At 32.8% G+C, this 13,198-nt stretch carries 13 protein-coding genes; 1 reads left to right on the top strand and 12 read right to left on the bottom strand.

Annotation, left to right across the window (positions count from 1 at the left end; translation table 11 throughout):
• Positions 1-319 precede the first annotated feature (319 nt).
• The 5 genes from purF to accD form a co-directional block, all read right to left on the bottom strand.
• Positions 320-1,834: an amidophosphoribosyltransferase gene (gene purF / locus A9G44_RS07910; protein ID WP_065610255.1), complete on the bottom strand. Its 1,515-nt coding sequence runs from the start codon at positions 1,832-1,834 to the stop codon at positions 320-322.
• 18 nt (positions 1,835-1,852) lie between these two features.
• On the bottom strand, positions 1,853-2,338 hold the full coding sequence (locus A9G44_RS07905) for a CvpA family protein (RefSeq protein ID WP_065610257.1): 486 nt from the start codon (positions 2,336-2,338) through the stop codon (positions 1,853-1,855).
• Between the two features lie 68 nt (positions 2,339-2,406).
• On the bottom strand, positions 2,407-2,982 hold the full coding sequence (locus tag A9G44_RS07900) for an SPOR domain-containing protein (RefSeq protein ID WP_065610254.1): 576 nt from the start codon (positions 2,980-2,982) through the stop codon (positions 2,407-2,409).
• A 12-nt stretch (positions 2,983-2,994) separates the two neighbouring features.
• On the bottom strand, positions 2,995-4,266 hold the full coding sequence (folC, locus tag A9G44_RS07895) for a bifunctional tetrahydrofolate synthase/dihydrofolate synthase (RefSeq protein WP_065610253.1): 1,272 nt from the start codon (positions 4,264-4,266) through the stop codon (positions 2,995-2,997).
• A 6-nt stretch (positions 4,267-4,272) separates the two neighbouring features.
• Positions 4,273-5,163 (bottom strand): acetyl-CoA carboxylase, carboxyltransferase subunit beta, encoded by an 891-nt coding sequence (gene accD / locus A9G44_RS07890; protein WP_065590328.1) that lies wholly within the window; start codon positions 5,161-5,163, stop codon positions 4,273-4,275.
• Positions 5,164-5,471: 308 nt separating this feature from the next.
• Between accD and tmaR the strand changes: the two genes are divergently transcribed.
• A complete protein-coding gene (gene tmaR, locus A9G44_RS07885; RefSeq protein ID WP_034910282.1) occupies positions 5,472-5,792 on the top strand; it encodes a PTS system regulator TmaR in 321 nt (106 codons plus the stop codon).
• A 60-nt stretch (positions 5,793-5,852) separates the two neighbouring features.
• On the opposite strand, the gene yciH is transcribed toward tmaR, so the two are convergent.
• From yciH to tmk, 7 genes are all read right to left on the bottom strand, one after another.
• Positions 5,853-6,173, bottom strand: a complete 321-nt coding sequence (gene yciH, locus A9G44_RS07880) for a stress response translation initiation inhibitor YciH (protein WP_065610252.1) — start codon at positions 6,171-6,173, stop codon at positions 5,853-5,855.
• A gap of 10 nt (positions 6,174-6,183) precedes the next feature.
• Complete coding sequence (gene pyrF, locus A9G44_RS07875; protein WP_034910287.1) at positions 6,184-6,888, bottom strand: orotidine-5'-phosphate decarboxylase; 705 nt, start codon at positions 6,886-6,888, stop codon at positions 6,184-6,186.
• Between the two features lie 29 nt (positions 6,889-6,917).
• Complete coding sequence (locus tag A9G44_RS07870; protein WP_065610250.1) at positions 6,918-8,093, bottom strand: GDSL-type esterase/lipase family protein; 1,176 nt, start codon at positions 8,091-8,093, stop codon at positions 6,918-6,920.
• The gene (locus A9G44_RS07865; protein ID WP_065610248.1) at positions 8,086-9,384 is read right to left on the bottom strand and encodes an SGNH/GDSL hydrolase family protein; all 1,299 of its coding nucleotides are present in this window, start codon (positions 9,382-9,384) and stop codon (positions 8,086-8,088) included. Before A9G44_RS07865 ends, A9G44_RS07870 begins: the two co-directional genes overlap by 8 nt.
• Positions 9,385-9,400: 16 nt before the next feature.
• Positions 9,401-10,801 (bottom strand): MBOAT family O-acyltransferase, encoded by a 1,401-nt coding sequence (locus A9G44_RS07860; RefSeq protein ID WP_065610246.1) that lies wholly within the window; start codon positions 10,799-10,801, stop codon positions 9,401-9,403.
• Positions 10,802-10,877: 76 nt separating this feature from the next.
• Positions 10,878-11,861, bottom strand: coding sequence for a DNA polymerase III subunit delta' (gene holB / locus A9G44_RS07855; RefSeq protein WP_065610244.1), 984 nt, complete (start codon positions 11,859-11,861; stop codon positions 10,878-10,880).
• Positions 11,858-12,499 (bottom strand): dTMP kinase, encoded by a 642-nt coding sequence (gene tmk, locus A9G44_RS07850; protein ID WP_034910296.1) that lies wholly within the window; start codon positions 12,497-12,499, stop codon positions 11,858-11,860. The genes holB and tmk overlap by 4 nt, the downstream gene beginning before the upstream one ends.
• Between the last annotated feature and the right edge of the window lie 699 nt (positions 12,500-13,198).

Genomic DNA, 13,198 nt, shown 5'->3' with positions numbered 1-13,198 from the left:
AATTCTATTACAAAAATGTCATTTATCAAAATAATTTATTACTTTTTTGTTATGTTTTTTGTTGAGTTTTTTATATATTTTTTATTTATCATTATTATTCAATTTATTAAGTAAAGATTTATTAAGATTTGTAAAGTTTTGTAAATTTAATAGTGGATGTAGATCTAGTTGAGTAGTGAGGAATTGCTATTTCTTTTGATATTAAAGAATTTATTGTAGGTAACTAGCTAAATAAATTATAAAATTATTCTCTAAATAAAAAAAAGACCTAATTGATAATTTTAGGCCTTTATATTGTATTTTATATTTTCACAATTTATTAACCTTCATTATAAATCTCTAGGTTTTCTGATTCTTTAATGTCTGAAGATTTTTTAGTTTCATTTCTTTTCTGTTCTAATAATGACAAATAGCTATCATCAATTCCTTCAGTAACATATTTTCCATCAAAAACAGAACACTCTAAATGATGAATGTTGGAGTTTTGTTCTGTAATTGAATTAATTAAATCGGATAAATCCTGAAATATAACCTTATCAGCACCAATATTTTTTGCTATTTCATCAACTGTTCGGTTATAAGCAATAAGTTCACGGGCAACTGGCATATCTATCCCATAAACATTTGGATGCCTGATTTCTGGCGCAGCAGACGCTAAATAGACTTTTTTAGCCCCAACAGAACGTACCATTTCGAGAATTTCTTTTGAGGTTGTTCCTCGTACAATCGAATCATCAACTAATAAGACATTTTTGCCTTCAAATTCAATACGGTTAGCATTGAGTTTTCGTCTTACAGACAATTTACGTGCGCTTTGCCCTGGCATAATAAAGGTGCGTCCAACATAGCGATTTTTAACAAACCCTTGCCGGTAAGGTTTATTTAAAATACGTGCAATTTCAAGAGCGGCATCACAAGATGTTTCGGGAATAGGGATGACTACATCAATATCAACATTCTTCCATTCTCTTGCTATTTTAGCCCCCAATTTTTGCCCCATTTGAATACGTGATTGATAAACTGAGACACCATTCATTAAAGAATCAGGTCTTGCAAAATAAACATATTCAAAAATACATGGATAATATTGAGGGTTATCCGAACATTGCTGAAAATATAATTGTCCATCTTGAGTAATATAAATTGCCTCACCCGGTTCGACATCACGTATAAACTCAAAATCGAGAATATCTAATGCTACACTTTCAGAGGCAACCATGTACTCAATTTTCTGATTCTCAAGTACCCGTTTACCAATAACTAATGGCCGTATTCCATAAGGATCACGAAAAGCAACAAGGCCATGCCCAATAATCATTGCAACACAGGCATATGCGCCTTTAATTATGTTATGAACATTATGTATTGCTGTAAAAATATTGTCGGCAGTTAGTGGATAGGTGGGAAACTTGTCAAGTTCATTAGCAAGAATATTGAGTAGCACCTCTGAGTCGGAATTGGTATTAATATGACGCCTTGCTAGTTCAAATACTTTGTCACGCAACTGATCAGTATTGGTTAAATTTCCATTATGAGCTAGTGCAATACCATATGGTGAATTGACATAAAATGGTTGCGCTTCGGATGGGCTTGAGCTACCTGCGGTAGGATAACGAATATGCCCTATGCCCAAATTACCTTGCAACCGTTGCATATGATGCTCTTGAAATACATCTTTGACTAAACCATTCGCTTTGCGTAAACGAAATCGATTTTGATTATCGATAGTCACAATACCTGCTGCATCTTGCCCTCGATGTTGCAAAACAGTCAATGCATCATAAATAGATTGATTAACAGAACTATTCCCAACAATACCAACAACACCACACATACTATGGTTACCTCAAATTTATTGTACTAAAAACGAAGAAGACTGTTGTATAAAATCAAAAAACCAGCGAATAATAAAACTAAAATGCGGAATTAGCTGAGATTGAATCCAGTAAGGTGATTGTGATAACGGCGTAAAAGTATCAACTAAAAAGAGAATAGCTGCAACAACTAAAACTCCTCGTAATACACCAAAACAGATACCTAATAAACGATCAGTACCAGATAATCCCGTTTTTTTTAATAATTGTCCAATAACATAAGACACAATCGAACAAACCAATAAGGTAGCAATAAATAAAATAACAATTGCTACAGCAATACGTATAACATCACTATCAAAATAAGTTAAATAATCAGTAATATAAATATAAAATTGGCTGGAAATAAAAAAAGCTAATATCCAGCTAACTAATGATAACGCTTCTCGAACAAAACCTCGAACAACGCTAATTAATGCAGAAAAAGCAATTACACCAATAATCGTAAAATCAGCCCAGTTCATCATAATAACTCACAACTTTTTATTAATAATAATTATTCTTTACAACTTAAAAACAAGTAGCACAACGGTCAATTAGCAATAATAATACCTTCTAATTTTGTTAGGTTATTTAAATTAATAATGACTTGTTCAGCTTGTTCTTTTTTAGCATAAGGGCCAACCTGTAACTTAATTAACTGATTAGGTTCTGGGTTATCAGGTATTGTTCTAACGCTGTAATTATTTAATCGTAATAATGCAATTAACTCTTCTATTTTTTGTTTATTTTTTAACGCAATAAGTTGGATCATATAAGGTTTAGATTCTTGCTGTGACATTGAAGGTTTAATTATATTTGTTGAATCGTCAGTATCATCAACAATATCAGATGAAGCCGATGAATTTAGATCTTGATCTGAGCCGGATAGGTAAGGAACATCTGATATATTATGGGTAAAATTGTCATCAGCATCATCAGATGGTACAACCACTTGATTTTGCTGCGTAACCACTTCAGGTTGCAAAATTGGGGTTGTTGTCGTTCGTAAGTTAGATTTATCCGTTATAATCCACGGGGCTATTGCTGCAATAATAAGTAATAATGTAGCAAAACCTACAAGGCAATTTCTTACTCTATTGGGATTATTTTCTTGATTGTCTGCCATGACTAATTCCACTTAATGCTCAATTTCAGTTAACACATCCGATACAGTATGAAATGAGCCACATACCACGATGATATCATCTTCTTTAGCATCTTGCATTGCTTTTTGATAGGCCTTAGATACAGTATCAAATGCTGATACATTAAACTCACCTTCATTAAATAAGTGCTGTTTTAATACTTCAGCACTACAACCTCGTTCACCATAAAGTGAAGCACAATACCATCTATCACCTTTTAAGATGGATAAGGTACTTTTAATATCTTTATCCTTAAGCATACCAACAACAAATCTAACTTTGCCTACTTGCAAATATTCTGCTTTTAGTTTTTCTAATTGTTGTGTTAAATAAGCTGCTGCATGTGGGTTATGTGCTACATCAAGGATAACCAGTGGTGATGTTTGAATAATTTGAAAACGTCCAATTAAGTTCGATTTTGCCAATCCTTTAGTTATTTCATTTTGTGTTATTTTAAGTGATGAATAACTTATAGCTGCAATTGCAGTTGCTGCATTAGCTAAAGGAACATTGGCAATAGGTAAATTTTTATACTGTTTAAATTTTGACTCAAAAGTCCATGAATCTTTGTTAACTTGTTGATAATACCAATCACTATTCACTCTATAGATAGAGCAATTCACAGCTTTTGCCACATTTAAGATAGATTCTGGCACATCTGGCTCACCAACAATAGCTATACTTTTAGGTTTAAAAATACCTGCTTTTTCACGTCCGATACTTTCACGGGTATAACCTAAATAATCAACATGATCAATACCAATAGTTGTAATAATTGCCACGTCAGCATCAACAATATTGGTTGCATCAAGCCTTCCACCAAGACCTACTTCTAATATAACAACATCTAATTCTGCTTGTTTGAATTGATAAAATGCAGCAAGCGTTGCATATTCAAAATAGGTAAGCGATATATCACCTCTGGCTTGTTCTATTTCTACAAAGGCTTTTATGGTTTGTTGTTCACTTGATTCTTGATTATTAATACGTACCCGTTCAGTAAAACGTAATAAATGGGGAGAGCTATAAACACCAACTTTTAAATTCGCTTCAAGTAATATCATTTCAAGCGTTCGACAAGTTGTTCCTTTGCCATTAGTGCCAGCAACGGTAAAAATATAAGGCGCTGGTTGTAATAAATCTAGGCGCTGAGCTACAGCTTTTACTCGTTCTAAACCTAAGTCAATAGTTATAGGATGTAGTTGTTCTAAATAATAAAGCCATGTCTTTAGATCTGACATGGCATTCAGTTGGTTATTTGTCATACTCAATTAAGCTGTCTCGTTAAGAGTAACTTCATTAAACGGATCAGGTAGTTTCATTAATTTTGTTACTAAACTGGCAATTTTAGAACGCATATCTTTGCGATGAATGATCATATCAATTGCCCCTTTTTCAAGTAAAAATTCACTACGTTGAAACCCTTCTGGCAGTGTTTCACGAACAGTTTGTTGAATCACTCGAGGACCAGCAAAACCAATTAATGCTTTAGGTTCAGCAATATTAATGTCACCCAACATTGCCAGACTTGCCGATACACCTCCCATGGTAGGGTCGGTCATTACTGAAATATATGGTAAACCTTCATCTTGCATTTTAGCAAGAATAGCACTCGTTTTTGCCATTTGCATTAATGAGAATAGCGCTTCTTGCATTCGTGCACCACCACTTGTTGAAAAGCAAATTAAAGGGCATTTATCCTCAATGGCCTGCTCTGCGGCGCGAGTGAATAATGCACCAACAACAGAAGACATTGAACCACCAATGAAGGCAAATTCAAAACAAGCAACAACTACTGGTACGCCAAGCAATGTTCCCTTCATGACAACCATTGCTTCTTTTTCGTGAGTTTCTTTTTGAGCTGCTGTTAATCGATCTTTATATTTTTTAGTATCTTTAAATTTTAAGATATCTTTAGGCATAAGATCTGCACCAATTTCGATATCCGATCCTTCGTCTAAAAAACGATATAAACGCACTCGGGCAGGGATATGCATATGGTGATCACATTTTGGACACACCTCTAAATTAAGATCGAGTTCAGCTTGATAAATGACTTGATCACAGTTAGTGCATTTTGTCCAAACGCCACCAGGAATATTCGCCTTTTTATGATCTGACGATATATTATTTTTACTAAGAATTTTTTCAATCCAGCTCATTATGATTCTCTCATTCTGGCACTTTTTACAAATTTGAATGTATTGTACAATACTTTGCACTAATTCTTAATAGCTGTTTTTATTTTTATGTTATTTTGCAAATAACCTTATAAAATAAAAAAATATTTTGATAAAGATTTAGAAATAAAATCTGCTTAAAATCGAATTTAAAATAGCTAACACTCAACAGATAACTAATCTACTGAAATATCATTTTGTTTAAAAATATAATTAATATGATCTTAAAAAATTATTGGTATATAATTGGTAGAAGTTTATTTTCCATTTTTTGAAATAAGGGGTTATAGATGGACAAGGAAAAATCAACCGCACCATCGTTTCAAGATGTATTAGAATACATTCGTTTATCACGCCGTTTGAATAAATTAAAACGTGAAATATCAGATAACGAGAAGAAAATTCGTGACAACCAAAAAAGAGTACTGCTACTTGAAAACTTGAGCGAATATATTAAACCAGATATGACTTATGAAGAGCTTCAAGCAATTATTGCGAACATGAAAAGCGATTACGATGATCGTGTTGATGATTACATTATTAAAAATGCTGAAATTTCAAAAGAACGTCGAGAGATCAGTAAAAAAATGCGTAGTTATCGTTCTAATTAAAATCTATTGTGCTGTAATTAGCGTCCATTTTTATTGTGGGCGCTAATTTTATAAACTAAATCAGCCACCTGCTAGCTTTACTTTAAATCCTTTATCTTCTAGCAATGACTTTAATAAATCACGTTTATCACCTTGTATTTCAATAACACCATCTTTAACTGCTCCCCCACAACCACAACGTTTTTTTAATTCTGCTGCTAACTGTAATAATTGAGAATGATCGATATCAAATCCAGTAATAACACAAACACCTTTACCTTTACGGCCTGATGTTTGTCGTTGAATTCGAATGATACCATCCCCCTTAGGGCGTGAGATAAGTGTTTGGGTCGGTTTAATTCGACCTTTATCGGTCGAGTAAACAAGTGAATTATCAGACATAATAATATTATTAACTCTTACTTGTATCTAGTGTTGCTAAAATTGTTTGTAAAGCTTTAGCAGGATCTTCTGCTTGGGTAATTGGGCGTCCAATGACTAAATAATCAGAACCTGCAGCTTGAGCTCGCTGAGGCGTCATAATACGCCTTTGGTCATCAGAATTAGTACCCACTGGTCTAATACCTGGTGTCACCAATTTAAAATCACTGCCCAAACGAGTTTTAAAACTTTGTACTTCTTTTGCTGAACATACTACACCATCAAGCCCGCAGTTTTTAGCAAGTATTGCTAATCTGGTTGCTTGCTCTAAAGGTGATACGTTAATACCAATTTCTTGTAGATCAGCTAACTCCATGCTAGTTAATACTGTTACCGCAATCAAAATAGGGGCATCTTTACCATATGAATAAAGTGCATCTTTAGCAGCTGTCATCATGCGTGAGCCACCACTAGCATGAACATTGGTCATCCAAACACCAAGGTCAGCAGTTGCAGCAATTGCTTTTGCGACAGTATTTGGAATATCATGGAATTTAAGATCTAAAAAAACATCAAAACCTTTTTTCATAATTTGCTTGATAAAATCAGGTCCTGCATGTGTAAAAAGCTCTTTACCAATTTTAATGCGACAATCTTTTGGATCTACACGATCAATAAAATTCCATGCCGATTTAACATCTGGAAAATCAACTGCAACAATAATTGGTGATGCCATAACTTATTTATTCCTTCTAATCAAAATTCTTAGCTATTCTTTCTAACAAATTCATTCAAATCAGCATAAAAAATACGAGCGCTTTCTTTATAACCTCGTAAAGTTTGATGCACTAAATCTGGGCGTGCTAACCCCCGTTTTCGCCACTGCTTAATAGAATACTTTCCCCCCATTGCCACTTGCCAATCCCAAAATAATGTTTTTTCAGATTTAGCAACTTGTTTTTGAATATCCATTATCTTTGCAAAAGACTTAGGCATATTTGTTTCATTTGCCATAGTATCAGGGGGTGTCATTATCAAGATCGTAGCATTGGGTAATGTTTTACGAATCAGTCTAATATTATTCACTAAATTTTTTCGATATTGATTAGCATCTAATGCTCCATCAAAACTTTCATTTGTCCCGTATTCTAAAATAATTAAATCACTTTGTGATATAGACAGTTCTTTAAACCAATCTTTCCCCCACTTTTGCCAAATTGTCTGTTTAGCTCCATTAGTGGCAATAGATGAAACAATAACACCTGGTTGTTGATAACGAGTCAACCAAATTCCACCAAGCTCTATATCTTTTTGACCTTTTATAACCAATGGCATTTTAGAAACAACCGAAGCTGTTTGCCAAGTATTTGATTTTGGAGTATTGCTTAAATTAATTTTATGATTATTAGCATCATAAAGCGCTAATGAATTTGTGTTATTTTTAAGTGTTTTAAAGGTTAACTTAACTTGCCAATCTTTATTATTAGAGCCTCTTGGTGTAATTCGGATAGTGGCTAAATCTTTATTTGGTTTAGCAATAAAACCACCCATAGGAAAATCCAAGTTACTTAAAGTTCGGCTACTTAGCACATTCCAATTTTTAGAACTCCACGTAACAGCTGCATGGCTTTGTCCTTTTATAGCTACAGGCGTTATCCAGCCAATACCAGCATTACCATACTTTTGTTGCATTAATGTTCTTAACTCACCAGTAAAAAAATCAGCGGCTGAATGCGAATCACCAAATTGAGTAATATTGACCACTTGATCCGTTTTTTTATTATCCTCTAACGATTTTAAACGCATTGCAAATTGTTTAGCATTAGGATCACCAAAATCAACAATAGTAGATACCGTGGTGGTTTTACTTTCAGCTACACTACAACCAACGGTAATTGTTACTGCAATTACGGTTATAATATACTTTAAAGATTTAATCATTAAAGGTATCCTCTAATTCTTTATAAATTATTTGTTCCATAATCGCTTTTGCCAAAATTTTTTGACCAGTTGGTGTAAAATGAACCCCATCATCAACTCTTACTTTAATTTTGGCTTTATCGGTTTCTATGAAATTACTGAACTTTTCGTATGTGCAACCCAATAATTCGTTTGTTGTTAAGAAATGTTGTTGAGTTTTTTCTATTTCAGATTTATATAAATTATTTAGATAAACCATTCCATTATTTAATTTGTGTTTACGCATACAAGGCGCAGCAAGCCAAAGTACTTGAACATCATTTTCTATAGCACTATTTAAAATAGATGCAATACGCAAACGGTAGTGCTCTTCCCATAATTCAGATTTAAATTTAGCGTATTTGGCATAACCTTTAACAGGAAAATCCCAAGGATCATTAGCACCAAGAAAAACGACCAATAATTTTATTGAAGGATCAGCAATTAGATTATCATTAATTGTTTTTGGCCAATCGAAAGCACTTGGATAAGCAAGTCCTGTACTCTGTTTGCTCAAATCAATACTTTCTATTTTATACTGCTTAAACAACATTTTTTTTACATATGGTGCAACGCCTTGCATTAAAGAGTCACCTGCAAAAAATACCTTATCATTACTTGTTAGAACAATCGGTAGTGGTTCATGGATTGATTCAATATCCTTATGAACTTCATCATTCCTATCTTGAAGTACAGATGCTATTTCTTGCTTATTTTGATTAGTAGTATCAGAATATATCTCTAAATTGTAATCCGCACCAGTATCTTCACTTTTTAGATTTTTGTCTGTAACTACTTCTTCGATTTTTTTATTTTGTTTTATCTCATCAAACTCATCCGTTGCTAACTTGGATGTTTTATTTTCAGTAACGGGTAAAGCAACATCAATCGGTTGAGTAAGTGAAGTTGATGCTTGTGTGATTATATGTTCTTGATCATTTTGCTCATCAATATAGTTTTTTTCAAAATCTTGTGGTGAAATTTCTTGAGAAGCAATCGTATTACCATCAAATAAATCAGTATGGTATGCTTGCTGGCAATAAATCAATATAGATTTATAATAAATCGCAATTAATGCAATAGCGGTAACAGACATTATAACTAATATATAACGAGCTGATAAAGGGCTGCCAGTAAAAACAAGAGGTGTGTTTGTTTTTTTGTGAAGATTTTTTTTAATTACATTTTTATTCAGCGATTTATGACGTTGCCGTTTCAAACTAGATTTTGGTTTTTTATTATTTTTTGAGAACGATTTTTTATATATCATCATAATTAAATTAATATAATTAAAAATTAGCGTAAATAAAGTTTGGCATACCTGATGGTGCAATATAAATAACCAACCACAGAATTAAAATAAAAATTAATGGTAAATATAAATGCGGTATTTTGGTTAACTGAATAATAAACCAATCAGTAAAAGTTTTACACATCGGGTAGGTAAAGTAAATGAAACAAATCACTAAAAATGCCCCTACATGATGCGGTTCTATCAAGAAGTTATGCATTAATGCTGTCATATAATCTACTGCATCAGGTAAACTGTCACTATTAAAAAATAACCAGGTGAAACAGACATAATGCCATGTTAATAACCGTGCTATCCATGGTGAACGTGTAGCTATCCAACCTTGCCCAAAATAACGATCGCCAATGTTAAGTGCCACAATACCAATGCCGTGACATGCCCCCCAAATAATAAAATTAATGCCAGCACCATGCCATAATCCAGATAGTAACATTGCCAACATAACATTGATTTGAGTCCGAATAAAACCTCGACGACTTCCTCCTAAAGGAATATAAATATAATCGCGAATCCAACGAGATAAGCTAATATGCCAACGTGCCCAAAAATCTCTCAAATTTAATGCTAAATAAGGGAAATTAAAGTTAATTGGTAAACGAAATCCTAGCAATAAGGCAATACCTGTAACTAAATCAGTATACCCTGAAAAATTTAAATAAATTTGCATTGCATAAGAATAAAGACCTACTAGTAAATCAATTACACTAAATTCTAACGGGTTAGCAAATATTGGTTTAACCCAATATTCATTGATTAAACCACCTAAACAGTAAACCTTGATTACGGCCAAGATAAGCAACGTAAATGCACGAAATGGCTCTAAAATTTTACGAGGCTGACTGATGCTAATTTGAGGTAAAAATTCTTTAGCTCGGTTAATAGGACCTGCAATAATACTTGGAAAAAAAGACAAAAATAAGGCAAAATCCCAAAAGTTAGCGACGGGTAACTCTTTCTTTTTTACCGAGACTAAATAACTTACCGAATGGAAAGTATAAAATGAGATGCCTATTGGAATTAGTACGGTTATAACAGGTAGTAAAACTGGTAAATTTAATAAATTAAGTAGATCCTGCAACTCATAACGAAAAAAATCAAAATATTTAAACAACGCCAGATTAATTATTGATAAGCATAATCCTAAAATTAACCATCGTTTTGAGTGACGCTCAGATGTAGCAATCAGTACTGAGAACAAATAGATTGCACATGTATAAATAAAAAGGATAAGCGAAAATTGCCAACTATAACTGCCAACAATAAGATAACTTGCTACTAAAAGTAGAATATTTTGTATTTTGGGTGATAAGTGACATCCCCAATACAAGGCAAAGAAAGCGATAAAGAGTAAACCAAACTCTATAGATAAATAACTCACTGCAATCCTTATTACTTAACAGTATACTTTACTGAAAATTTTTGACTAAACCCTTTATAAAATACTTTACTTTTTGCTAGCTAATCAATTCGGATTGAGCAAGTACATTATAAACAATCAATTCTTTATTCAATCCAGTAACAGTTAATGACTGATTTCTTGCCTGCAACCATAAATTATAGAGCTCAGAAATTTTTTCATTGCTTTTAGTGGCAAGCAGTCGAACCAATGGGACTTGATCACGATTAACAATAAAACGCCCCACTTTTTGCTTCGCTTTAAGCGCATCACTTAATAAAGCACAAAACCAAATAACTCTTTCAATAAATTCTTCATGATCAAAGGTTTTAGCCAGTTGCCAATAATTGTTTTGTGGTACAACTTCTAATAAATGATCACAAAATGCTTTTCGTTGTTGCCACTTTTCCGGTACCAATAGTGCAACTGCTTTTAGAGGTGCATTTTCGCTCAATAATAACGCTGAGGCAAGCTCATTATCGCTGTATTGCTGATTGCGTTGACTTTTTAACCATTCAATGGATTGTTCCAATTTAGGAATAGGTAAAAAATAAGAAAAACAGCGACTATGAATTGTTGGAAGCAATTTGCTGTTATGTTCATCACTTAAAATAAAATATGTGTTTTCTGGTGGTTCTTCTAACGTTTTTAACAATGCATTGGCGGCAGCTTCGGTCATTAAAGCTGCATTTTTTATCCAAATGACTTTATTTCCACCTTGCTGAGATTTTTCGTAAACTTTGTTTGATATTTTACGGATTTGATCAATACCTATTGACTGTTTAGATTGTTCATTAGTTATTACATAATAATCAGGGTGATGGTGAGACAAAAATAATTGGCAACTATGGCAGTTTAAGCACGGCTCCAATTGTTGTGAAGATTGGCATAATAAACGGCTTGCAATCTTTGAAACAAACTCATCTTCACCACTACCTTGGACATAATTAATTAATAAAGCATGATGAGCTCGTTTGTGCATAATTCCAGAAGCTAATTGCTGATACGGCAACGAAAGCCAAGGATAGTCATTTAAGATCATTCAATATCAACCTGTTTAGTTAACCATGCAGTTAAAATTTGTTCAATTTGCCCATTCACATTGTCAATTGATTTTCCTGCATCAACTGTAATGATGGTTTTATCTTGTTTAGCAAGTTCTAAATAACTTTGACGAGTTCGTTCAAAAAACGGCAATGACTGTTGCTCAATGCGATCGAGTTTACCTCGAGATCTTGCTCGCATTAATCCTATTTGAGGATCAATATCCAAATATAAAGTAAGATCAGGTTTAAAATCACCTAACACTTGTTCTTTCAATGTCATCATAAAAACTTTATCTAACTGGCGTCCACCACCTTGATAAGCTTGCGTTGATAAGTCATGACGATCACCAATAACCCATCTACCTGCATGAAGTGCTGGTTTAATTACATTATCGATCAGCTGAATACGTGCGGCATATAACATCAATAATTCGGCTTTATCAGTCAAAAGCTCATTATCTAAACCATTTTTAATAATATTGCGTAATGCTTCAGCAATCGCTGTTCCACCTGGCTCTCGAGTAAACTGCAAATCACCAATATTGTGTCGATTTAAAATACGAGCAACGATATCAATAGCGGTGGTCTTACCTGCCCCTTCAAGCCCTTCGACGACAATAAATTTGCCGGTCATACTAAATTCCTAATCTATTTATAATAAGCCTGTGTTTAATATTGCGCTATTGTACGCTATTTTTACTAATTATTTTAGTTTGAATCCAGGTTATTAATACTTTTTTCAATTTTACAATTAATACCTTCATTATTAAATTTTAAATATTTTTTTGATGTTAATGAAGCAATAAGATGAAAAGCAAAAAACATTCATATAGAATATTGATTTTATTTAATTTTTATCAATAACAGTTAAACTTCCACCTGCTAGTGAAATACACGGAAGATAAATAAGATATATATTTAATTGTAGGAATTATTTGCGCTTTTTGTGGCTAATTGACAAGAGTCTCATTGGATATAAAACACTAAAACAGGCAACAAATTTTAACTTAAGTTGTGAACTAACTATAAGGTATTTACATAACTATTCATTTTTTAGGTTATATTTTTGTAAAAAATATTCAAGATTTTATATCTGTTTTATGATTAATTGAAAATTCGCAGTATCTCATTTGTTAAAATTTGTAATAATCATCGTATCAATCAAAAATATACTAAACCAACTTATCTTCAAATGAATTGGAAGGCAAAAAACGTATTTATCCTTTAATCAACATACCAGATAATAAGCAAATATTTAGTAATTTGAAAGAGAGAAAACCAAATTTTAAGCAACTTTTCAATAATATGACTTATAAGTATAAGTAGTTTAGAG

This window comes from Gilliamella sp. Occ4-3, assembly GCF_001690675.1.
Lineage (GTDB): Bacteria > Pseudomonadota > Gammaproteobacteria > Enterobacterales > Orbaceae > Gilliamella > Gilliamella bombi.
The sequence above is the reverse complement of the archived record's forward strand: the minus strand, read 5'-3'. Positions and strand labels throughout refer to the sequence as shown.